Raw genomic sequence first — 23922 nt, 5'->3', positions numbered from 1 at the left:
TAATCTACATATAGTTTGTCGTGATTGCGCAGGCGTGATCGTAAATATGCCCGTCGCAGCAACGGCAAGCGGCTATAATCCTCAGCGAGGTTTTCATGTCTGCCGTTGGAAAATTAAAATATCGCATCGAGCCAAGCTTCGATGATGTCGTGGCGCAGCATCCCGATTTCCCGCGCCTCATCGCCCGGAAAATTGATGTCCATCGCCGGGGTGTAAATTATACCAAGCGCACCCTGGCGGCGATGAACCCCGAGATCCATCAGCTTTACACTTGGCAAGGCCACCGCTTTCCCCATTCGTTGTTATTGCGCGATGGCACGACGTTGCTGGTGATGCCACAATCGATTGAAAAAGATCCCTATGATGTGGATTATGTCGACGGCAAATTTGTGCTGGTCGATGATGGTGAGATCGTCGAGGACGTCGATCTATGGCCAAAGCCGAAATATTATGATCTGAAGACCAGTTCCGAGCTGTTGATGCGCGAGGTGGTGTCGGCCCGCCCGCAGCGGCTCGATCTGTTCGTCACCAGTTTTTGCTATTTTTATCATGTTGATGCGCAGGGCTGTAAGTTTTGCAGCCTTCCCAATGTGCATCAGAAATTGCGGGCGGCCTACCATTTGCCGACCCGGCTTAATCCCGAGGATGTCAAGGAGTGCTTCACCGAAGCCTTGAAAGAAGGCGGGCGCTTTACCAATATCCATATTACCGGAGGCACTATGGTCAAGGGGGCAGATGTCGGTGATTTGGAGGTCGATTATTATATCAGTATCCTGCATGCGATTGCGGAAACCTTTTCTACACAGCGTTTTCCTAGTCAGCTGCTGGCGACTTCCTATAACGAAAGGCAGCTGCGGCGCCTACGCGAAGAGACTGGACTTGGTAGCTTTACCGCCGATATTGAAGTGCTCAACGAAGAAAAGTTCAACTGGATCTGCCCTGGCAAGGCGCGCTGGGTCGGCTATCAGGAATGGAAGAACCGCCTGATCCGTGGTGTCGATATCTTCGGTCGGGGTAATATCAGCACCGGTATTGTCGGTGGGGTGGAACTGGCTGGTCCGAATGGTTTCACATCGGAAGATGAGGCGTTGAAATCAACCCTCGACGAAGCAGAATCGCTGGCCGAAAAGGGCGTCACCACCGTGCACACCATCTGGATGCCGCAGGCCGGATCACAGTTTGCCGATCAGAAATCGCCGTCGCTCGATTATTTTATTCGTCTGGCGCAGGGGCTGCAAAATCTACGCCTGAAATATAATTTGAGTGTGGATTTTGACGATTATCGCCGCTGCGGCAATCATTCCGACAGCGATCTGGCCCGGCTGCATTACGCGGATTAAAGCAAATGAAAAAACTGATTTTCAATGAACGTGTCGTCGAATTACTGCAGGACCCGGCAACGGTGAAAGTTCTGGCGACGGTGGGGGGCGATGGCGTGCCCCATGCGGTGGTCAAGCAATCGCTGCAGCTTGGCGAGGATGGCAATCTGTACTACCTCGAACAGCTGGAATCTTCGCGCAGCAACAGCAATATGGTGCGCAGTATCTGGTTTGATAAAACGGTGTCGGTTCTGTTGGTTGGGCAGGGGGCGCGGGCGGTGCAGATCAAGGGGCGGCCGATCAAGGCCCACATCACCGGCGCATTGTTTCAGGAGCAGTATAACCGTTTGAGGGCCGAGCGCCCAGATGCCGATCTGGCTGCTGTCTGGGTGATCGAGCCGGAAAGCGTGATCGACGAAAACCCCGCAATCCGCCGCAGCGAGGAAGCCCGCAAGCATCCGCATTTCGTTCACCTTGACCGGTTGGCGCGCCACACTGCGGCATAACGGATAAAGCGAGAAGGCTGCGTGACCGACCGGTGCCGTGTCGGTCACGTGGTGTAAACGCAGGTTGCGCCAGAGATCTGCTTTACCAGGGCGATATCCTGTGCGGGCTACCTTTTTTGTAACCAATTGATTTTATTGGTGTGTAATGTATTGGCCGCCAGTGCCAGCATTTCTTTAACCACATAAAACACATTCGTATTTTTCAGGGTTGCGACAAGGCCCGAAAACCGATGCAGCCTCTCGCATTTGCGCCAATCCGTGGTATCACGGCGCATAATGATGCCCGACCAAACAAAAATGCCTCCGCAAGATGCCCCCCTGGACATCGGTAAACCGCCGGTGCCGCTGTTTTCCCGCCCGAAATATCGCAAGGGCATGAAACCGGCGCCCTTTCTGCCGATGTCACGTGCCGAAATGGCCGCGCTGGGTTGGGATGTCTGCGATGTCATTCTGATCACTGGTGATGCCTATATCGACCACCCCAGTTTTGGCATGGCACTGATCGGGCGGCTGCTTGAATCGCAGGGCTTCCGGGTGGGGGTGATCGCCCAACCCGACTGGAAAGACGCCAATGCCTTTCGGGTGCTGGGCAAACCAGCGCTCTATTTTGGTGTAACCTCGGGCAATATGGATTCCATGGTCAACCGCTATACATCCGACAAGCGGTTGCGCCACGACGACGCCTACACCCCAAATGGCGAAGGTGACAAGCGGCCGGATCGCGCCGCCATTGTCTATTCCATGCGCTGTCAGGAAGCGTTCCCCGGCGTGCCGATTGTGCTGGGAGGGATCGAAGCTTCGTTACGCCGGATTGCCCATTACGATTACTGGTCCGATAAGATCCGTCGTTCGGTGCTGCTCGATTCTAAGGCCGATCTGATTTTATACGGCAATGCCGAACGGGCGTTGATTGATGTGACGCACCGCATTGCCGACCATGGCATGGATCAGGATTTTTCCGATTTGCGCGGACTGGCCTTTGCCCGCAAAACGGTGCCTGATGGCTGGACCGTTCTGCATGCGGATGATCTCGATGCACCGGAGCAAACCCGCGGACCAATTGAAACCTGCGTCGTGCGGTTGCCATCCTACGAGCAGGTGGTGGCAGACCCCGAAAGTTATGCCCGTGCCAGTCGTGTGCTGCACAAGCAAAGCAATCCCGGCAATGCCCATGCGTTAGTGCAGCGCCACGGCGATGAAAAATCCGGGCGTGACGTCTGGCTGACCCCGCCGCCGATTCCGCTCACCACCGTGGAAATGGATGGCGTGTACGAGCTGCCCTATGCCCGCAGCCCGCACCCGGCCTATAACGGCACGCGCATCCCGGCGTGGGAAATGATCCGTAATTCGGTGACCATCCTGCGTGGTTGTTTCGGTGGCTGTGCCTTCTGCTCGATTACCGAGCATGAGGGCCGCATCATTCAGTCACGTTCGGAGGATTCCGTCCTGCGCGAGATCGGTCATGTGCGGGACAAGACCGAAGGCTTTGCCGGGATCATCTCGGATATCGGTGGCCCCACCGCCAACATGTATCGCATGGCGTGCAAGGATAAACGGGCCGAAGCGGTGTGTCAGCGGCCATCCTGCGTCTATCCCGACATCTGCAAGAATATGGACACCAGTCATGACGCGCTGATCCGGCTCTATCGCAAGGCGCGGGCTTTGCCGGGCATCCGCAAGGTGATGGTGGCGTCGGGTGTGCGATATGATCTGGCGGTCCGAAGCCCGGAATATATCCGCGAGCTGGTCGCCCATCACATTGGTGGCTATCTCAAGATTGCGCCGGAGCATACCGAGCCGGGGCCGCTGGCTCATATGATGAAGCCCGGCATTGCCACCTATGACCGCTTCAAACAGATGTTTGATGCTGCGGCCAAAGCGGTGGGCAAAAAGTATTATCTGATCCCGTATTTCATCGCCGCCCATCCCGGTACAACCGATGAAGACATGCTCAATCTGGCGCTCTGGCTCAAGCGCAACGCCTATCGCCCCGATCAGGTGCAAACCTATCTGGCGTCGCCGATGGCGCTGTCAACCGCCATGTACCACACCGGTTTCAATCCGCTGAAACCGGTGCGCCATGGAGCGTCGGAAAAAGTCGATGCGGTCAAGGGCGGTCGTCAACGCCGCCTGCACAAGGCCTTCCTGCGCTATCACGATCCGGAAAACTGGCCGATGCTTCGTGAGGCGCTGAAGGCGATGGGGCGCGCCGATCTGATCGGGCCGGGCAAGCATCAGCTGGTGCCCTATACCCAGCCGGCGGGTGGTTCGCCATCCGGGCCGGTACGGGGGAAAAGCCGCAAGCCCCGGCCTCGCTCTCGCTGAATTCGTGCATTCTGTTGTAAAGCAAAACACCCGGTCTATGACCGGGTGTTGCTGCTGTTATACCCTAGACAAACTTAGAATTTTTGACCTATGCGCAGTGCAATGGTGCGTGGCGTGACCGTGGTGATGTAGGGCTGATTACCACAAACCTGCGTTGTGCAGGCGGCAAAGCGATAGATTTGGCCCAGCTTGTCGAAGGCGTTGCGCACATCAAGTTCGACCGAGATGTTGTCGTACTGCACGCCATAACCAAAGTCGAAGGTGGCAAAGCCGGGCATGCGGCCAAGCAGGTCACGGATATTGACTTCTTCGCCGGTGGCCGGGCTGGTGGCGCGGGTGCGCAGGTCGGGCCACGATCCGCTTTGATAGACCATCGCCCCCTGTAAGTGCGAGGCTAATCCGAACAGATTAAATGTGTAGCGCCCGGTCAGGTTCATCTTGAGCTTTGGCACAGTTGGCAGGGCGCTGCCTTTTGGGGCACTGGCCTCAGCGCTGGTGCAGCTGGTGTCGGCCGCCCCCGACGCCGTCAGGCTACCGCAATAAACCTGGGTTAGTTTGGCATCGGTGTAGGCACCCGATCCCGTTATGGTGAAGGAATCCGTCACCAGCCAGCTGATATCGCTTTCAATTCCCTTGACCTCGGCCTGTCCGGCGTTGGTGATCTGGGTCAGTGAATTGAGACCAAGGAAGGCAAACTGGAAGTCCTTCCAGTCTTCGATATAAGCGGCGCCGTTCCAGCGGACCTGATCGTCAAGCCAGCTGGTTTTCCAACCGATTTCGTAATTGGTCAGCTTGTCCGATTTGTAAGGCGGCAGCGAGCCATAGCGGTTGACGCCACCGGGACGGAATCCGGTGGAGTAGGTGGCATAGACCATCTTGTCTTCATTGATGTGCCAGGTGAGGTTGAATTTGTGGGTCTCACCATATTCCTTGACCGACTTGTCGACATCGGTGCAGGGGGCGCCTTTCATGACCGTGGCATCGCTGAAGCAGCCCGCTTCACCGGTATGGCTGCTCATGGTGGCGGCCAGTCCAAAGAAGCCCACCAGCGAGTTTTTATAATGGAAGCCGCGGACACCGGCGGTAAAGGTCAGGTTGGGCAGTATGTCGTAAGAGGCTTCCACAAAAACGGCCTGATCCCGATCAACCCGCATCTGATCGGTCAGCCACACTGTGCCGGGCCAGCCGGTAACGGAATAATCCGACCCCAGATCATCAATCTTGTAATTCTGTAAAATGCTATGGGTCTGGCGGTCCTGAAACAGGCCAAACACCCAGCGGAAGCTGTCTTCCTTGGGTGAGGAAATGCGCAGTTCATTGTTGAACTTGGTGAAGCCATCATTGGCAACGATATATTGCGACGGGTCGACCAGATTGCCGCTGTTGTCGGTGTAGTAATAGCCCCAGCCCGCCAGAGTGTCATACCAATAGGCGTAATCGTTGTAATCGGCCTCGGTATGGACGTGGCGGGTCATGTAACCGCCGGAATAGACCACATCATAATTGGCAATCTTACCCTCGATGGTCAGGGCCGCCTGATACCAGTTATCGCGCATCACTTCGGGGTGGTAATGCGACACCTCTAATGTGCCGACCGATGGATCATAGCCGAAGAAGCCATGGCTGGTTTCACGCTGGCCCATGATGCTGGGCGTAATCGTCCAGTTGTCGTTGAGGTCGATTTTCAGCGCCGCGCGCCCACCCAATTTATCGACGGTATTATAGTCTTTCTTGGCGTATTCGGCATTGTTGACGGTGATACCCGAGGACGGATAGGTGCGTTCACTATAGACGTTATCGATATAACCGGCATCATGTTCTTCCCACGCCACCAGACGGATGGCCGCCTTCTCGGTGATGGGCAGATTGACAAAGCCGTTGACCGATTGGCCCAGCCCGCCATGGGCGACGCTGTTGCCTTCGACTTCATAGCCCGCCGAAAAATCCGTGGTGTCGGGCTTGTTGGTGATGATGCGTAAGGTGCCCGCTTCCGAGCTGGCGCCATACAGTGTGCCCTGGGGGCCGGCCAGGGCCTCGATGCGCTGAATGTCATAGGCCGGAATGTCAACCGCACCGCCGATGGTGGTCATCGGTTGTTCGTCGAGATAGATGCCAACGGTCGGCTGCGGGCCGGAATGGTTGCCGTCGTTACCGTTGGTGACGCCGCGCATCGATACGGTGGCAAAGCCCGGTGCGCCGCTCGAGCCCTGACCACCTGCAGAATAGGATACGCTCGGCAGATAACGGGCCAGATCGCGGAAGTTGGAAATATGCATGTCTTCCAGCTTTTGCTCGCCGAAGACTTCGACGCTGATCGGCACCTTCTGCAAATTCTCGCTGCGTTTTTCTGCCGTCACCACTACGGTTTCCAGCCCCTTGGAACCCACCGCGTCGTTAACCGTATTGGTGTCCGCCATGGCGACATTCTGCGCTTGAGCGGGCAGGCCCGACAACATCGTGCTGGCCAGCAGGATGGTCCCCAGCAGCGTTTTGCGGTTACGCGGTATTGAATATATGCGAGCCATCAATCCCCCTATGGCGCTTGGCGTATCGGCCGTGGCCGGTACTTCGTCTTCCCAACAACCCGATTGAGGGCGCTGCAGCCGGAGGGGTCAACGATGTGGGGGCGCGCTTACCTGCCTCAAAACGGGGCGTGTTGAGACATTAAGCGCATGTGTTGCAGAATAAACATATACATTTGTACGGCTGCATAATTCCTGCGCTGCTACCTGCTCAATTCTTGTTCAGATTGAGCAATAATCCTCAGCCAAAGTAGGGCCAAGCGCATCTTTTAGCGGGGTTAGCCATGGTTCAAACGAACGCCAGTGATCGATTCCATCACTGTAAATCGGTTGGCGCACCTGTTCGGCACTGGCAGTGCGTACCGGCCGCGGATTGTTGTAGAAATGCAGGCAGCTATCCTCGAAGTCGAGACCGCAGGCGCTGAGCAGCGCCCGGACACGCGCCTCGGGATCGGCAACCAGATCTTCATACCGCACCGGTGTGATGCGCCCGGGCAGCACGTGGTGGTAATGCGCCATCAGCCCGACATAGGCGGCGTAATAGCGCCCGATATCATCAAGGCTATAGGTGAAGCCCTGACCGCGGGCGAAATGTTGTTTGAAACAGGAAAAGCAGCAGGCCATGGCACCGCGGCGCACATCGACGATTTTGGCCCGTGGCAGGATCAGATGGATCAGCCCGCTATGCAGGAAATTATTCGGCATCTTGTCGATGAACAAGGGACGGGCGGTTTTGCGCTGTATCCGGGTGCGGCTCAGATACTCCTCCCCTAAGGTGGCACAGTCTGCCGCTGTCAGCGCGTTCAGGCAGTTGGGATAGTCGGACAGCTCAATGCGTGTGTCCTTACCGCCCAGCCTACGGGCGATCGCCATAATGTCGGGCAGTTCGGACGTGCCTTCGACCGCCGAATGGCTGGCCAGAATCTGCTCGACCAGCGTTGAGCCGGAGCGGGGCAGGCCGACGATGAAGATCGGATCGGCGCTCTGACAGCCCCAGCCCGTGCGCGCCGCAAAGAATTCCGGCGTCAAGACCGTTTTAAGGCGATCACAGAAGGCTTCGGTATCTTCGGCGCGGTATTCAAGATCCTTGCGCCGTAAGTCATTGCCGGACTGATAGTGCTGGAACGCGGGTGCAAAGTCCTGCGCATCTTCCAGCGCTTTTCCTAAGGCAAAATGCAGATGCAGGCGATCCTCTGCAGAAATATCGTGGCGCTGCAATTGCATTTGCATGGCGCTGATTTCTGCCGCATCAAAGCGAAAGGTTTTGAGGTTGGCCAGGCTCCAATAGGCCTCCCCGAGCGAGGGCTGTTCGACGATGCTGCGCCGGTAGGCGGCAATGCTGTCTTCGCTGTGGCCCGCCGCCTTCAGGGTGTGCCCCAGGCTCATCCACGCCTTGGGTTGCTTGGGGTGATCGGCCAGCACGGCACGATAGGCGGCAATTGCCTGTTCATGCTCACCCAGCCGTGCGAGGATTGAGGCTTGCAGAATACGGTACGCTGCGTTGCGCGGATCGTGCTGTAACAGGGTGTCGATCTGCTCGCGCGCCAGCAGCGGCTTATTATGGCGGTGCAGGATAATGGCATAGTGGTGGCGGGCGGCATCGAAGCTGGGGGCCAGCTCTAGTGCACGTTGCAGCAAAGCTTCGGCTTCATCGAGGCGACCGAGCCGCCCCCCGATTTCCGCCAGCATGCGGATTGCCGCCACGTCGGTCGGATGTTCCTTGAGAAAGGGGCGCAACAGACGTTCTGCGATATCAAGCTGGCCTTCGCACAGTGCACCGGCCGCCTGCATCAAATCGGGGTCCCGGATCGAGGCGCGCACATTCTGGGCATACGCCGCATCGGCAGCTGTTGGGTTTGCTGTCAGGGTGTAGAGATCGCCCAGCGCACGCCATGCCGCGCCGTGGCCGGGATCAAGCCGGGTGGCTTCGCGCAGCGCCATCAGCGCGGCCCCCTGTTCGCCAAGGTCGGTCTTGATGAGCCCCAGTGCATACTGCACTGCTGCGGCAAAGGGATATCTGACGGCCAGTGCCTCGACAATGGCGAGGGCTTGCTGCGGCTTGTGCTGTTCTTTGAGCGCCATGGCCAGCAGTAATTCTGCATCCGGGTTGCCGGGCAGGCTTTTGAGGATTTCGCGGGCCTGCTCTTCCGCCAAAGCGGGCTTATGTGCCAACAGGCGATGGGTATGCTCCAACGCTGTTTGCAGTGTGCCCTGCGGTGCCGAATCAAGGCTCATTTTCCCACCCCACATGTAGACCCTGCGAGACAGTAGGGGGTGTGCAGGTGCTGTGCAAGCCGGATGGTGCCGGGTGTGGCGCGGCTTTAAGCAGCCTTGCGGAATGCTTAAAAACACATCGCTTGGCTCGGGGCGGGGCATGCCGTGGCGCTCCTCCCTACAAGGAGGAATTGGCCAGTCTACTGACTGCGATCCGATGCCCTGTCGGTATGTGTCGTCAAATTAGCCAGGGTAATGGCGGCTTCTGCTTCGAGCGCCTGGCGCTGCGGGGCATCAAGCGCCGCATAACATGCCGCAATATGGGCCGCGATTTTGGACCAGTCGTCACCCCATCGGCTGGCGGCTTCGCTACACCATTGCTCGACCAAATTCGCAAGTGACGCGTGCGGTTCCATCTATCGCTCAACATTTATGAAGAGTGGCTCAAATTTCCAGCATCTGCGCAAGACGCGTCAAATAGCCGAAAATCATTGCAGAATGGGATGGGGCTAAATTTAAACGATGTCAATAAACGGATGCGACGTGCGTGAGCATAATGCGGTCAGGATTGAAATCGTCACGACCCTGGAGCAGTTGCAGCATGCTTATGCCATACGGGCTTTAAGTTTCATGGAAGATACCGGCTTGCCGATCGATCACGCGTTCGACGGCAACGACCTACAGGCGACCCATGTTATCGTTTACTACCAGGACGAACCGATCGGGGCCCTGCGGATCCGCTGGTTTGGCGATTTTGCCAAGATCGAGCGTACAGGTTTTCGCAAAGCTTATCGCAGCGCCCGCTATCTGAAGATGACGGCGGCGTTTGTCTTCGCCCACATTGCACGCAAGGGTTATACTCAGGTCATCACACATGCTTCGCCGACCTATGCCCGGATGTGGTGTACGCTACTGGGTTTTGAACCGGTGCCCGGTAAGGCCCCAGCCTACTATCATGGCGAACCACATGTCGAAATGATCAAGCATCTGGATGTTCCGGAAAACGCTATCACCATGGCAACGGATCCGGCGGTGCTGTTCCGCACCGAGGGGGACTGGGATCACGCGGCCAAATACGAAGAAAGACACTGAAGATATGAATGGAGCAAAGATGGTTGACGCGCGCCTGGAAGCCGAGGGTTTTAATCCAAAGAAAACCGGGACACCGAATACCCGCGGGCCGCGCATGGACCGGGAAAAATCGGTTCGGCGCTATTTCGATTACCTCAAAGAGATTAACGAGGTGCACAATCTGGCGATCCAGCGGCTGCTGAGTGGCGACAATAAAGTGCTGCCCGAGCTGGCCGAACTGTGCGAAGACATCGGCAATCTTTATATGAATTTCTCCGAGGATATCCGGCGTTTTATTCTGTCGGATGCCGAGATGTGTGAGGGCCCGCGAGAAGACGCTCTGTCGTCGCTGCTAGCAAATCTACCGGTAGATCGCGCAAAGTAAGCTGCGGCGCAAACCAGGGGATGTCGGGGCTGAAAATCTCCTGTAGCCAGTCATAGACCAGGCGCACGGGCTTGGCCTGCAGCCGGTCGGCCAGGGCCAGTACATGTATCGGCAGGGTAACATGTACGCCAAGCTCCAGCGGCAGCAGGGCGGGGTCGGATAGCGCATAGCTGCCCAGTAATCCGATGCCGATGCCCGACTTGACCAATAATCCGTAAGCAAACGAGTTATCGCAATAATGGGCGATGTCGCCACGGGCGATCGCTTTATGCCAGCTTTGCCACACCTCTGTCCTAGCGGTGTAGTATTCCGTATCGATGAACAGGTGGGATTCCAGATTGGCGCGCGTCGGCATGCCATAGCGCTCGATATAGCCGCGGCTGGCCTGAGGAATCAGGTGGATATAGCCGAGCGGTGTCGATGTGACGCCACTGCCGCCGGGCGTATAGCCGATCATGATGTCGGTCAGGTTATCACGAAAGGCGGTCAGGTTGCTGGGGTTGCGGATGTGCAGCTGGATCTTGGGGTGGCGTGCGGAGAAGCAGGACAGCTTGGGGGCGATGAACAACCCGGCCAGCGCTTCGGTGACACTGACACGCACTAGCCCTTCGGCTTCCTTGTTTTCGGCTTTAAGCTCCTGCGAAATTTCAAACAGCTTTTCATCAAGCGCGATGAGTGCTTCTGCCAGCTCTTTGCCTTGCGGGGTTAGTTTGATGGTGTTTTGTAACGAGACGACCAGTTGCGAACCAATCAGATCCTGCAGTCGGCGAACCTGACGGCTCACCGTGGGCTGGCTCATGTGCAACTCTTCTGCCGCCTTATTGAAGGATTTGGCCTTGGCCACCGCCAGGAATATGCGCAATTCGCCCCAAAATGGGCCGCTGAGCAAGCGGGGATCATCAAGCGGGGAACGGTTGAGCGTTTTTTGTGAGAGATCGAACGGCTGTACCACCAATACCCTCGTTACACTTTGTAATGGTTATTAGATTCCGGCTTTAAGCAATTGATCAGGCGTAGTCAAACCTCATGCGGATACGCTGGGGCACCACCCTGTATGGTTGCTATCTTTACCAAGAGATACGGCCAAAACGTGACGGGGCATGTCTGTATGCGACACAAATCTCGGAAAAACAGACCTTTATAGGGCTGCATTTGCCCTATCGCCGCGAGTAGCTGGCTAAATTGCTTAAATTGAATGTCTTCGTATAGGTTAAGACGTTTTGAAATCTATAAGAGATTGATAACCATTACTATTCAAAGTTTATAAAGGCCGGAAAGCATATATCTGTGCGCGCAACTCTGTGGGGTGCCGCAATGTTTAGTTTTATCAACCAGCGCTTATCCATCGGGCTACGCCTATCCGTTGTTGGTGCGCTATTTGTCATCTTCGCTTTTGCGGTGGCCATTATCGGCGTTATGAATGGCAATGAGGCGATTAATGCTCAGCAAAAAGAGCTGCGCGGTGCGTCCTATGTCGCGATGATCTGGGACTATGTCCAAAGCTCAAATTTGCAGACGCAAAAAGCCAATGATGCGCTGATGAAAGGGCACGAGGTCTATGACGCCGAATTTGATACGGCGAAAGAGGCCAAGGACCTGATCGAGGCACCGAACAACTCTTTGCGGCGCAAGGCTGTCGGCCCCCTGACGGTGCGCATTTCCAACAATTCGGGTATCGAGCTCGACCCTAATTCCGACAGTTATTATGTCGGTTTTTCTTATACTAAGGATTTTCCGCTGTGGCTGGTGTCGATTGATCTGATGTATCAGGCGGTCAAATTGCCGCCCAGTGCTGACCGCAGTATGACAATCAAAATGGCTATCGATCGTTATAAGTCACGCAAAAGCAGCCTGATGAGCGATTACGATTCCATTTTTCGTTATGACAAAACCGGTCAGACCTCGGCTGCGCTCAAGCCCAAGCTGGATGCCTTGAAAAATGCGGCGGCGAACTTGGAGCAGGCGGCCATGGATGTTGCCGCCAATACATCTGCAGATAAAAAAGATATCGACTTCATGTCGTATCGGCTGGCTTTCAGTAAGGCCTTTACCGCGCTGGCGCAGGCAACTGGTGAAGATTTCGTTCGCCTAACTGGCCAGCATGTCGCTGGTGCGCGCCGCAGCATGTATACGACGCTGCTGGTGACATTGTTCTTTGTGATCCCGTCCATCCTGCTGATCATTGCGGTGACCCTGGGGCTGACCAAGCGGTTTTCCGAACTTGACAAGGCGATGACCCGGTTAGGACAGGGCGACAAGACCGTCGAAGTACCCTATCTCGACGATACCAACGAGACCGGGCGCATCGCTGCCACCCTTGCTCAGATGAAGCTGGATATTATCGAGCGCGAAGAAGCGGCCAAACAACGCGAGGCCGATCGCATAGCTTCTGAAGCGGCACAGAAAGAAGCTGAAGCCCATGCCATGCATCAGGCCGAACAGTTGGTGGTCAGTACGTTTGGCGAGGGGCTCAAAGCGCTGGCCGAAGAAAACCTGTCTTTCCGGCTGACCGCCGAGGTGCCTAACGCCTATATCGGCCTGAAAGACAATTTCAACGCCGCCATTGCGACGTCGGAACGCAACCGCATTGAACGCGAACAAGCCGCTAAACAGCGCGAGCTTGACCGTATCGCCAACGAGAAGGCCCAGAAGGAGGCCGAGGAAGCCACCCGTCTGGCTGGTGTGGAACTGGTGGTGTCGTCGTTCGGTGAAGGCATGAAAGCGCTGGCCGAACGTAATCTGACCTATCGTATCAACAAACAGATGCCGGAAGAATATCGCGGCCTGCAAAGCGACTTCAACAACGCGCTCAATCAGCTTGAATCTGCTATGGGCGAAATCGATGCCAGCGCTTCGGATATTGCCAACAATTGCGGGGAAATTCGCAATGGTGCGCAGGAAATGGCCATGCGCACGGAACGGCAGGCGGCTGCACTGGAAGAAACCGCGGCAGCCGTCAATGAAATCACTTCGACGGTCAACCGTTCAGCCGAAGGTGCGGTTCAGGCCAACAGCCGTGCGGGTGGTGCCAAGCAGAATGCCGAGCGCGGTAATACCGTGATGAACCAAGCCGTCGGTGCTATGCGGGCGATTGCCAAATCGTCGAGCGAGATTTCGCAGATCATCGGTGTGATCGACGAGATCGCGTTCCAGACCAATCTTCTGGCCCTCAACGCGGGTGTCGAAGCCGCCCGTGCCGGCGAGGCCGGACGTGGGTTTGCCGTGGTGGCCTCGGAAGTGCGGGCGTTGGCGCAGCGTTCGGCCGAAGCCGCCAAGCAAATCAAGACGCTGATCAATGCCAGCGAGACCCAGGTCGAATCCGGGGTCAAACTGGTCGAAGAAAGTGGCGGTGCCTTGGGCAAGATTGTCGAGGATATCGCAGCGATCAGCGGCCTGATGGGTGAACTGGCCTCGTCGCAGCGCGAACAGGCCAATGCGCTGGGCGAGATCGACAGTGCCGTCAGTCAGATGGATCAGTCGACCCAGCAGAACGCAGCCATGGCCGAAGAAAGCAATGCTGCCGCCGAAGCTCTGGCCGGATATGCCCGCCAGATGGCCGATCTGGTGTCTCGTTTCCAGATTGGTCATCGGGCTGCCGGTCGCCAGATGGCGGCTTAAGTCCTGCCCCTAAGACTTACGCCAGCGAAAAGGTTTCAGTTCGCTGACAATGACGGCAATGACGATCAGGCCTGCCCCGACAAAGGAAAGTGGGGGCAGGCGATCGCCGCCCAGGCGGCCAACGATGCCGCCCCATACCGGTTCCCCGGCATAGATCAGTGTGGCCCGCGTCGGGTTGATGGTTTTCTGCGCCCAGTTCATGGCCAGCTGAATGCCTGATGTGGCCAGCCCTAATCCCACCGCTGCCGCCAGCCAGATCCACGAAAAGGTGGGCATGGCTTCGCCGGTGACCGGCATCAGCAACAGTGACAGCACGCCACAAACCCACAGCTCGATAATCGTCACGCGGCGGCTGTCGACGGTTGGGGCGAAATAGCTGATCAGTACAATCTGGGCCGAAAAGGCGATGGTCGATAGCAGGGTGACGAATTCCCCCATGCTGAAGGTCATCCCCTGGGCCTTGGCTCCGGTCAGCAGCATCAGACCGGCAAAGGCCGTGATAATGCCGATACAGCGCATCTGGTTGGGGAAGCGTTTGAACAGCAGCCATTGCAGCATCGGCACAAACGGCACAAACAGCGCGGTGATAAAGGCAGACTGGCTGCTGGTAACGGTTTTAAGCCCAAGGGTTTGAAAAAAGTAGCCCAGCAGAATGATGATGCCGATGCCAAAGCCGACAGCGACTTCCTGTTTGGTCGTGTGGGCCAGCGAGCGGCGGAACAGGAACAGCGATGCCACCCCTGCGGTGATGAAGCGCACGCCGACAAAAAAGCTCGGCCCGCAATAGAGCATTGCGGTGTGCACAATCAGATAGGTGGTACCCCATAGAACTGTGATACCAATAAGGACGATTTCCTGGCGGGAGAGGCGCGGCATTGCTAATCTTACATCCGAAACACGATTGTTCTTAGCATATGAGCAATATACTGCGCAACCCAGACCCCAAACCCGGCGCCCCACAGGACGTTCTGGCCTTTGTCAGCGCCAATTTGCGCCGAATCCGGGCCCAAACCGGCATGAGCCAGACCGCACTGGCCGAGGCTTCGGGGATCAGCCGCCGCATGATCGTCGGGCTGGAAGCTGGCAGCGCAAACATAAGTCTGGCCAGTCTGGATAAGCTGGCGCTGGCCCTTGGGGTGGATTTTGTCGATATCGTCAGTGACCCGGCCCGCCACCGCCAGCGGATCGAGGCGTTGGCCTGGCGGGGCTCGTCGGCGGATAGTCAGGCGGTGTTGCTGGGGGCGGCACCGGCACACAGCGAGGTCCAGCTTTGGATGATGTCGCTCGGGGTGGGCGACAGCTATACCGCCGAACCTGACCCGCAGGGCTGGCACGAGATGATCTTTGTCATCGAGGGTACGTTGCGGCTGGAACTGTCAGGCGTGGTGCGGATGGTGGCGGCGAATGATTTTGCCATTTACAGCAGCGCCCAGCCTTACAGCTATGCCAACGCCGGCGACGGTATCGTGCGGTTCATCCGCAATGTTATCTGTTAGCCGAAAGAAAAAGGCATGCCCGGTGGGGCATGCCTTTTGTTTATTACCAGCCGATCTGGATTGATGCGCGGACCAGTCGCGCGCTGCCATAATAACAATAGGCAGACGAGGTGCAGGTCGTGACATAGCGTTTATCGCCAATATTACTGGCGTTGATAACCAGCAGCATTTTGCGTGTCGAACCTGTGTCAATGCCAAGCCGGGTCAGATCATAACGCAAGGCCGTATCCCACAAGGCATAGGAGGGGATGTCCAGCGTGTTGGCGGTGTCGCCATATGTTCGCCCAGTAAAGCGCGTGCCGCCCGCCAGGCTGAGGCCGTTGAACCATCCGGCACCAAAGCTGTAGTCAACCCAGAACGATGTCAGCCATTGTGGCACGCGGATCATGTCGTTGCCTTTGGTGGTGTCGTTTGCTTTGGTGATGGCGGAATCCATATGGGTAATGGCGCCGATCAGGTTCAGCCCGGCAATAGGGGAGATCCGGCCTTCTGCCTCGATGCCACGCACACGGGCTTCGCCGGTTTCGACATAACATGTGCCTGCACCGGTGCCGCAATCATGGCTCTGCACCGGGTCCGCCGTGGCGACATGCTGTTGTTTCAGCTCATAGGTCGAAATCGTCAGCAATCCGTCGATTGTTTTGGGCTGATATTTGAAACCAATTTCGGCCTGCTGGGCAGTGACCGGGGAAAATGCCTGATGGGTGTAGCTGTCCGATGTGCTGCGGCCTGATGGTTCGAAGGACTGGGCATAGCTGGCATAGGGCGCAAGACCAAAATCAAACAGGTACAGCAGACCGGCGCGCCCGGTTAGGGCGTTGTCTTCTGCCTTGGTGCGGACGCTAGAGACATAGTTATAGCTGTTGTTGAGGAACCAGTCCTGACGACCGCTGAGCGTCAGCCGCCAGTGGCCATAAGAAATCTGGTCCTGCGCATAGAGCCCGAACTGATCCTGACGGCCGATATCCAGCAGATTGAGCGTCGGGTTGGCCGATGCTTTGAACAGCGAGGCATAGTCATATGTGCCATAGACCGGGTGGAAGATATCGATGGCAATTTTTGAAGCAGACACCACCCCGAAATAGCGGTTGCGCGCCCATTGGGCATGCAGAACATCAAAACCCGCCAGCAACGTGTGCTGTATGGGCCCCGTGGTGAAGGTGCCGGAAATCCGCGTGTCGGCGGTGTAGGTTTCGCTGCCGCCAGCCCCCTTCATGGCGCGGCGCGGCATGGTGGTGGCATTGGTCAGGCCCGCGCCATTGTACTGCACATTGCGGTAATCAATATCCAGATGGGCATAGCGGGCGCTCTGACTGATGCGCCAGTTATCGTTTAAGCGGTGGGTCAGTTGCCAGCCCAGTGTGGCTTCGCCGCGGTTAAGGCGGCTCCATTTCGGGTCACCCAGAAAGGTCCGGTTGCTGATAAAGCCACCCGACGTTTTCTTGACTGTACCTACATACGGCATCAGGGCAAATTCGGCCCGGCCACTGTCACTCTGATAATAGGCTTGCAGAATAATCTCGGTTCTGTCACCCAGCGCTACTTTAAGGCTGGGGGCGGCGAACCAGCGCTGCTGATTGGTATCGTTGATGGTGCCGGGGCCATTGTTATACAGCCCGACAAAACGGCCCAACACTTTGCCGTCAGATGTAAGGGCGGTGCCGACATCCAGCGCGCTCTGATATTTGCCATATTCATCAACCGAAAGATTGAGGTTCTGCATCTGACCGGCAACGGGTGTTTTGCTGGCCTGATTGACCACACCACCGGGCGAGACCTGCCCATAGAGCACGGCTGATGGCCCTTTGACCACCTCAATGCGTTCCATGTTCCAGCTGTCAAAACGGGTGCGATACCAGTCGCTGCCGGGTGGCAGGCGCATACCATCAAGCAGGATATTATCGCCCCAGCTGCCATCACTGAAACCACGGATATAGAAACTGTCATTGCGGGCGTCGTTACCCTGACTTTCGGTCAGAACGCCCGCACTGTAGCGCAGGGACTCGCTGAGTGCCTGCACGCCGCGCGCATCCATTTCATCGCGGCTGATGACCGTAACAGACTGACTTGTTTCGATTAGCGGGGTTTCGGTTTTGGTCGATGAACTGATCGAGCTGGCCGCACGATAGGCGTTAACTGTCACAGTTTCCTGTACGGCGTTTTCATCGAGTGCCAATGCCGGTGCAGCCAGAAGACCAACCGTGCTAACGGACAGTAATAACGCGCTGGTCCGATGTTTCGGTGCCATAGTATTCCCCAAGAGTTTCAGACAGCAAAAAAGCCCTCTGGCACTTCTGCGGAAATGCCAGAGGGAAAAAATAGGTAACGGCCTTACCAGCCCAGTTGCAGCGACATCATGATGCTGCGGCCACTGCCATAGTAGCAGGCCGTGGTGGCGGTGCAGGTCGATACGTAGCGCTTGTCGGTCAGATTGCTGGTGTTGATGGAAAACTGCATCTTACGGGCTCCGGCGACATCCAGCCCCAGCTTGGTCAGATCATAGCGCAGCGCCGCATCCCACAGACCATAGGACGGAATGTTGAGCGTGTTGGCGGTGTTGCCAAAGGTCTGGCTGACATAACGTGAACCGCCCGCCAGACTAAGGCCGTCAAGCCAGCCCGCGCCGAAGCTATAGTCGAGCCATATCGAACCCAGCCACTGCGGTACACGGATCATGTCATTACCTGCGGTGCCGTCATTGGATTTGGTGATTTCCGAATCCATATGGGTAACGGCTCCGATGATGCTGAAACCGGTGATGGGTGTCAGGCGGCCTTCCAGCTCGATGCCACGCACCCGCACTTCGCCGGTTTCGACATAACAGCTACCCGCACCGGAACCGCAGTCATGGCTTTCATTCGGGTCGGCGGTGGCAACATGCTGCTGACGCAGTTCATAGGCCGACACGGTGATCATGCCATCAATGGTCTTGGGCTGATATTTGAAGCCAGCTTCAAACTGTTTGCCGGTGACCGGGGAAAAGGCTTTGTCTTGGTAATTGTCGCCAGAAGTATAGCTCGACGGTTGGAAAGATTCGGCATAGCTGGCATAGGGGGCCAGCCCTATATCGGACAGGTAAAGCAGTCCGACGCGGCTGGTCAGCGCGTTGTCCTCGACCTTGGTCAGATCGCCGGTCAGCCGGTTATAGGTCTTGTTGAGGAACCAGTCCTGTCGGCCGCTCATCGTCAGCCGCCAATGACCATAGGCAATCTGATCCTGAGCGTAGAGACCGCTTTGATTGTCGGTGCCAGCCTGCGAGATCTGGTTGACTAGCACTGAGGCGAAATCATAATTGGTGTAGACAGGGTTGAACACGTCGATGGCGATGGCCGTGGTCGAAACCTTGGCCGATTGGCGTAAGCCGTCCCATTGCGCCCGCTGCCAGTCAAAGCCAATCAGTACAGTGTGTTCCAGCGGACCAGTGCTGAATTTCCCGGTCAGACGGGTGTCAGCGGTAAGGCCTTCGGAATCGCCGGTGCCCTGTACGGCGCGGCGGCCCAGCATGCGGTCGTTGGTCAGTGTGGCGGTGCCAGCCACCGTGGTGCGATAGAGCGAGTCAACATGGGTGTAACGCGCGCTCTGGCTTAACGACCAGCTGTCGCTGAAATCATGTTCGAACTGCCAGCCCAGCGTGCCGATGGTACGGTCATAGCGGTTCCATTTGGGCTCGCCCAGAAACGTATCGGTACCGATATAGCCATAGGCGGTCTTGGTCATCGTGCCGGCATAGGGCAGGAACTGGAAGGTGCTGCCACCACCATCGCGCTGATAGAACCCCATCAGTGTCAGCCGGGTGTTGTTGTCGATGATGAATTTGCTGCTGGGTGCAAGAAACCAGTGCTGCTGACTGGTGTGTTTGATCTGGCTGGGGCCGTTGCTGTAAAGCCCGACCAGCCGGACCTGCACGCTGTTATCATCCGTCACCGCGCCGCCGACATCGAAGGCACCCTGATATTTGCCGTACGCATCAACCGACAGGCGCAGTTGCTGCATCTGATCGGGGACCGGCGTTTTGGAAACCTGATTGACCATGCCGCCGGGAGCAACCTGACCATACAGCACCGCTGACGGGCCTTTGAGCACTTCGACGCGCTCCATGTCCCAGCTGTCGAATTTGGTGCGGTTCCACTGGCTGCCCTGCGGTGCGCGCAGACCGTCGAGGGTGACATTGTCGCCCCAGCTACCGGCATCAAAGCCACGGATGTAGAAATCATCGACGCGGCTGTCGATGCCCTGACTTTCCGACAGAACGCCCGCATCGTAACGCAGTGCTTCATTCAGATCCTGCACCCCACGGGCGTCGAGCTCTTCGCGCGTGACCACCGAAACCGACTGCGGCGCCTCGATCAGCGGCGTGTTGGTTTTGGTTGACGCTTCGATGCTCGACGCGGCGCGATAAGCGTTGACCACCACGGTTTCCTGCACATTCCCGGTCGCCGTATCGGCTAGCGTGGGGGCAGACATCATCGTGGCGGCGAGCAGCGGTAGACTGCACTCAGCTAAAAAACGAAACTTTTTCATATACTTAATTCCTCATCCCGCTGGCGGCCTGAACGCCCTTGAAACTCAAATCCCTGCTAGTCAGGCCGCTGCCCATGGGGTTAACGCTCTTGATGGGCGTGGCGTATACTGGAAATGAAATTCATTATCAATTGCACATGTGTCGCATTTGTGTATTATTCGCAAATTGCTATGAGGCAATTTGGCCTTTGAGGGTGTGTTTATGGTGGCGTTGTTTGTGGGGCTGGCGGCTTTGTCTGGCCTTGTTGGGGTGGCGTGTTTTTATCTGTCTTCACAGCATCAGAAATTACTGTCTGCGCCGGTGGCGGGGCGGTCGTTCGCTGTGATTGGCATTGTTGCGTTGGTCGTTAGCTACGGACTGCTTTGCAATGCTGTCAGTATGCTGACCGCCGCATACATGCTGGCTGTGTGGCTGATGGTGTTGGGATCCCTGGGACCCATGACCATCGCCTATTTTTGCCGCAGGGGTGGGGCATGAGTGCGCCACTGTCGAGCCGTAACTGGCTGGGTAAGCTCAGCGCCGGTGTTATCGCCGGGTTCGCCGTGGCGCTGGTGGCCAGTGGACTGTTTTACCATCTGGTACCCGGGGGCGGGGCTGGCAAATTGCAGTTGGCCATGTGGCTGATGGCGCCGGTGTGGGCTGTGGTTATTTCCTTTTGTTTTTTGTTTCGCAATGGTGTGCGCGCTTGGGGCTGGCTCGGTGGCTCAGCCGTGCTGCTCGCCGCCATTTTGCTGATCCTTTAACGCATTCGGGTGTCATGAAAGTTCGTAGCGATATTGTTCGTCTGTACAAGGACGTTCACGGCTGGGTCGGTATTCTTTGCGGCTTGTTTCTGTTCACCGCTTTTTTCGCCGGTGCCGTCACCATGTTCGAGGCACCGCTTGACCGCTGGTTGGCGCCCGCCGTGTCTTTGCCTGCCGCACCGCCATTGGCCGTAACGCCGCGCCTGATCACCGAGACGCTGAAAAGTCATCCTGAAGCCCGTCATGGTTATAGTGTGGTGTTGGCCCCGGATGCCGCTTCCCCGGCCCGGCTGATCTGGCAAAAATCGGATCATCACAGCCCCGCTGCCGATCCCGATGGCGAGGGGGGCGGAGCGCGCTTCGGTGCTGGCTTTGGTCCGGATGGCACGCTGGTGGTTGCGATGCTACCCAAAAGTGCGGCGGCAAAGTTTATCGATGTGCTGCATCAGCAGATCGGGCTGCCGTTTGGCTTTGACACCGCGATGATCTTTGTCGGCATCATCTGCCTGCTCTATACGCTGGCACTGGTGTCTGGGGTGATTGTGTTGCTGCCGTCGCTGGTCAATGATCTGTTTGCCATGCGGCTGGGTAAAAATATCAAACGCAAATGGCTTGATGTGCACAATGCGCTTGGGCTGTTCAGCATTCCGTTTCACATCGTTATGGCGCTGACGTCGCTGGTCTTTGCCTTCCATGGTTTGTTCTATGGTGCACAGAATATTGCTTTGTATGGCGGCAAGATCGACCGGCTGTGGGACAAACCTGCTGTTGTGCATCATGCCCCCGGCACCCCACTGCTTTCACCCGAAGCAATTCTGACGCGTTTAAAGCAAACCGCGCCCGGCTTTACCCCGACGCGGCTTGATTATGCCCAGATGCGCAGCGGGCCGCACGCCGGTTCGCGCGGTCAGCCGGCTGGCAAGACTGTTGGTGTGAAAGGCGGACCGAAAGCTCCCGTCAAAGCCTCTGGTGGCGGGCCGATGAGCCTGCGGGTTTGGGGCGTCGATCCGCGCTATGGTGTGCGCGCCATCACGGAAGGTTTTGCGGTTGTTGATCCGTATGATGGCACCATTTTGCAAAGTGAGTATCTGCCTGGCCATCAGAACGGCTGGTATGCCACACTGACGGCGTTCTTTGCGCTGCATTTTGGCAATTACGGTGGGCTTTCGGTGCGCTGGGGCTATTTCCTGCTTGGGCTGGCCGGGGCGTTTCTGTTCTACACCGGTAATCGGTTGTGGGTTGAAACCCGTCGCCGTCGTAATGGTGGTATCGACACAAAATCGACCAAGGCGTTGGAAAGACTAACCATCGGTTGGACCTGCGGTACCATTGCCGGAATTGCGCTGGTGCTGACCGCTGCCAAAGTGGCGCAAATGATGGGCTATGGCACTTTGCCACCAGCGCCGGTTTTCTACGCGGTCTTTGTGCTGGCACTGGTATGGGGCTTTGCCCGGCCAACAGATCGGGCACGGCGGGAGCTGTGGTGGGCTGCCGTTACTCAGGTTTTGCTGACGGGGCTGTGTTTTTTGAGTGCTCTGGTGGTCTGAATAAAAAACGTGCGGGCGATCCCTTCGCCCGCACGTGGATTTAAAGTGATTGCGTGCAGCGTGTTTTATTCGGCTGGTGCACCTTCGCCGACGGCCAGTTCTTCGTCCCGCAGCGCTTGCTGGCGACGGCCGATTTCTTCCCCCATCGGTGGGCCAGCAAAGCGCTTACGTTCGATCAGCAGCCAGCCACCGACCAGCAGAATGACAAGGCCCAGCGCATAGTTGACCACAATGTCGTTAGGGGGCTGCAGGCCGAGATAGGTCACCAGAATAACGCCAAGAACGGCAATTGCCGCCATTGGCTTGGAAAAGGCATGCAGCCGGAAGGGGCCAAACGCCGTCCAGCTTTTGCCCTCGGCAAAGAAGCCTGCCGCTACCGGCATGACATAGGAAATATACAGGAACACCGCACAGCCCGCCGACAGGGCAAGATAAGCCGGGGAATACAGCGTTGCCGCCACCGCAAGCACGACCGTCAGCCAGACGGCATTGGTCGGGGTGCGCCATTTGGTGCTGACCTTGCGGAACGGTTTGGGCAGGCCACCATCACGGGCAAAGGCGAAGATCATGCGCGAGGTCGAGGTGACACAGGCCAGCGCGCAGAGATAGTTGGCCAGCGAAATGCCGATATAGAGCAGATCCTTAAAAATGGTAGCGATCGGCAGACCTGCCATCAGATTGAAGAAGACATTGCCGCCATCCTTGGCAGCGGCAACCGGATTGCTCATAGCCAGCACGAACGAGCACACCATGATGTAGCCGCACAGTACCGACCAGAATACGGCGTTGATCATGCCGCGCGGTACCGATTTGCGGGCATCGATGGTTTCTTCCGAGGTGTGGGCCGAGGCATCAAATCCGGTGATCGTGTACAGCGGCAGCAGCAAACCCAGACCAAAGGCAAGCCAGATATTATCTGTGTGCGGGAAAACGCCGCCACCGGCATCGCCGGTGTTGTTAACCAGGGTGAACAGGCGCGTGAAATCCAAATGCTGAATGCTGAACAGCATGGCCAGGGTAACTGCCGCAGCTACGGTGAAGATCAGATAGCCTGAAAAGTCGGTCAGCTTGGTGGTGAGCTTGATGCCGAAATGGTTGAACAGCCCTTGGGTGACGCCGATCACGCAGATGCCGATGATCTGTTCCTTGATGCCCCAGGCCGAGGTATCAAAACCCAGCACACCGGTAATCACCAGGCTTTTGATCAGCGTATAGGCACCGACACTGACCGCTGCGACCACAAAGATCAGCCCGACCAGATTGACCCAGGCGGTGGCCCAGCCCCAGCCGCGGCCGCCCAGAATGGAGGACCAGTGATACAGTCCGCCCGCTGTGGGGTAGGACGAGGCGATTTGCGCCATGCAGGCGGCGACGATCAGCGAGAACACACCGCCCACCAACCAGCCGACGCCGATACCAAAGCCTCCGGTGGCGGAAAATCCGGTCTGAAACGAGGTGAGCCCACCCGCCAGAATACAGATCATCGAGAAGGAAATGGCGAAATTGGAAAAACCGCGCATACGGCGCGACAGTTCTTGCGAATAACCCAGTGTATGGAGCGTTTTAACGTCATCTTCGATTTGTGAAGCTGTTTTAGGCGTATCTGGTGCTGACATGGTGTTCCTCGCGACCGCTAGCCCTCTTTGGGGACAGC

General features: G+C 57.0%; 18 protein-coding genes. 10 read left to right on the top strand and 8 right to left on the bottom strand.

The window, feature by feature from the left end; all coding sequences use genetic code 11:
- Positions 1-95: 95 nt before the first annotated feature.
- The 3 genes from ACZ5RI_RS10785 to ACZ5RI_RS10775 all read left to right on the top strand — a co-directional run bounded on the left by ACZ5RI_RS10785 (position 96) and on the right by ACZ5RI_RS10775 (position 4150).
- Entirely contained in the window at positions 96-1340 is a 1245-nt protein-coding gene (locus ACZ5RI_RS10785; RefSeq protein ID WP_464512858.1) for a radical SAM protein, read from the top strand.
- 5 nt (positions 1341-1345) lie between these two features.
- Positions 1346-1825, top strand: coding sequence for a pyridoxamine 5'-phosphate oxidase family protein (locus ACZ5RI_RS10780; protein ID WP_464512854.1), 480 nt, complete (start codon positions 1346-1348; stop codon positions 1823-1825).
- Positions 1826-2122: 297 nt separating this feature from the next.
- On the top strand, positions 2123-4150 hold the full coding sequence (locus tag ACZ5RI_RS10775; protein WP_464512850.1) for a YgiQ family radical SAM protein: 2028 nt from the start codon (positions 2123-2125) through the stop codon (positions 4148-4150).
- 74 nt (positions 4151-4224) lie between these two features.
- On the opposite strand, the gene ACZ5RI_RS10770 is transcribed toward ACZ5RI_RS10775, so the two are convergent.
- From ACZ5RI_RS10770 to ACZ5RI_RS10760, 3 genes are all read right to left on the bottom strand, one after another.
- Positions 4225-6675: a TonB-dependent receptor gene (locus tag ACZ5RI_RS10770; RefSeq protein WP_464512846.1), complete on the bottom strand. Its 2451-nt coding sequence runs from the start codon at positions 6673-6675 to the stop codon at positions 4225-4227.
- A 219-nt stretch (positions 6676-6894) separates the two neighbouring features.
- Positions 6895-8907: a tetratricopeptide repeat-containing sulfotransferase family protein gene (locus tag ACZ5RI_RS10765; protein ID WP_464512843.1), complete on the bottom strand. Its 2013-nt coding sequence runs from the start codon at positions 8905-8907 to the stop codon at positions 6895-6897.
- A 179-nt stretch (positions 8908-9086) separates the two neighbouring features.
- Positions 9087-9302, bottom strand: coding sequence for a hypothetical protein (locus ACZ5RI_RS10760; protein WP_464512839.1), 216 nt, complete (start codon positions 9300-9302; stop codon positions 9087-9089).
- 127 nt (positions 9303-9429) lie between these two features.
- Here ACZ5RI_RS10760 and ACZ5RI_RS10755 point away from each other — a divergent pair, with 127 nt between their 5' ends.
- Both ACZ5RI_RS10755 and ACZ5RI_RS10750 read left to right on the top strand, forming a co-directional pair.
- Positions 9430-9978 (top strand): GNAT family N-acetyltransferase, encoded by a 549-nt coding sequence (locus ACZ5RI_RS10755; protein ID WP_464512835.1) that lies wholly within the window; start codon positions 9430-9432, stop codon positions 9976-9978.
- Between the two features lie 19 nt (positions 9979-9997).
- The gene (locus tag ACZ5RI_RS10750; protein WP_464512832.1) at positions 9998-10342 is read left to right on the top strand and encodes a hypothetical protein; all 345 of its coding nucleotides are present in this window, start codon (positions 9998-10000) and stop codon (positions 10340-10342) included.
- Here ACZ5RI_RS10750 and ACZ5RI_RS10745 read toward each other — a convergent pair.
- Positions 10251-11204 (bottom strand): LysR family transcriptional regulator, encoded by a 954-nt coding sequence (locus tag ACZ5RI_RS10745; protein ID WP_464512828.1) that lies wholly within the window; start codon positions 11202-11204, stop codon positions 10251-10253. The genes ACZ5RI_RS10750 and ACZ5RI_RS10745 overlap by 92 nt on opposite strands.
- 452 nt (positions 11205-11656) lie before the next feature.
- Here ACZ5RI_RS10745 and ACZ5RI_RS10740 point away from each other — a divergent pair, with 452 nt between their 5' ends.
- Entirely contained in the window at positions 11657-13960 is a 2304-nt protein-coding gene (locus tag ACZ5RI_RS10740) for a methyl-accepting chemotaxis protein (protein ID WP_464512824.1), read from the top strand.
- A 9-nt stretch (positions 13961-13969) separates the two neighbouring features.
- Here the strand turns inward: ACZ5RI_RS10740 and ACZ5RI_RS10735 are convergent, their stop codons facing one another.
- The gene (locus ACZ5RI_RS10735) at positions 13970-14836 is read right to left on the bottom strand and encodes a DMT family transporter (protein WP_464512820.1); all 867 of its coding nucleotides are present in this window, start codon (positions 14834-14836) and stop codon (positions 13970-13972) included.
- A 38-nt stretch (positions 14837-14874) separates the two neighbouring features.
- On the opposite strand from ACZ5RI_RS10735, the gene ACZ5RI_RS10730 reads away from it, so the two are divergent.
- Positions 14875-15456 carry a helix-turn-helix domain-containing protein gene (locus tag ACZ5RI_RS10730; RefSeq protein WP_464512815.1) on the top strand — a complete coding sequence of 194 codons (582 nt, stop codon included), beginning with the start codon at positions 14875-14877 and terminating at the stop codon, positions 15454-15456.
- Positions 15457-15499: 43 nt separating this feature from the next.
- Here ACZ5RI_RS10730 and ACZ5RI_RS10725 read toward each other — a convergent pair whose 3' ends face one another.
- Positions 15500-17704: a TonB-dependent siderophore receptor gene (locus ACZ5RI_RS10725; protein WP_464512811.1), complete on the bottom strand. Its 2205-nt coding sequence runs from the start codon at positions 17702-17704 to the stop codon at positions 15500-15502.
- Positions 17705-17787: 83 nt separating this feature from the next.
- Positions 17788-19977 (bottom strand): TonB-dependent siderophore receptor, encoded by a 2190-nt coding sequence (locus ACZ5RI_RS10720; RefSeq protein ID WP_464512807.1) that lies wholly within the window; start codon positions 19975-19977, stop codon positions 17788-17790.
- 202 nt (positions 19978-20179) lie between these two features.
- On the opposite strand from ACZ5RI_RS10720, the gene ACZ5RI_RS10715 reads away from it, so the two are divergent.
- The 3 genes from ACZ5RI_RS10715 to ACZ5RI_RS10705 are packed head-to-tail and all read left to right on the top strand — an operon-like array spanning position 20180 to position 22268.
- On the top strand, positions 20180-20455 hold the full coding sequence (locus ACZ5RI_RS10715; protein ID WP_464512803.1) for a hypothetical protein: 276 nt from the start codon (positions 20180-20182) through the stop codon (positions 20453-20455).
- Complete coding sequence (locus ACZ5RI_RS10710; protein WP_464512799.1) at positions 20452-20721, top strand: hypothetical protein; 270 nt, start codon at positions 20452-20454, stop codon at positions 20719-20721. Before ACZ5RI_RS10715 ends, ACZ5RI_RS10710 begins: the two co-directional genes overlap by 4 nt.
- Positions 20722-20735: 14 nt before the next feature.
- Positions 20736-22268 carry a PepSY-associated TM helix domain-containing protein gene (locus tag ACZ5RI_RS10705; protein ID WP_464512795.1) on the top strand — a complete coding sequence of 511 codons (1533 nt, stop codon included), beginning with the start codon at positions 20736-20738 and terminating at the stop codon, positions 22266-22268.
- 65 nt (positions 22269-22333) lie between these two features.
- Here ACZ5RI_RS10705 and ACZ5RI_RS10700 read toward each other — a convergent pair whose 3' ends face one another.
- Positions 22334-23884: an amino acid permease gene (locus ACZ5RI_RS10700; protein WP_464512791.1), complete on the bottom strand. Its 1551-nt coding sequence runs from the start codon at positions 23882-23884 to the stop codon at positions 22334-22336.
- Between the last annotated feature and the right edge of the window lie 38 nt (positions 23885-23922).

The sequence above is a fragment of the Micropepsis pineolensis genome, assembly GCF_055392125.1.
This window is presented reverse-complemented; position numbering and strand designations above follow the sequence as displayed.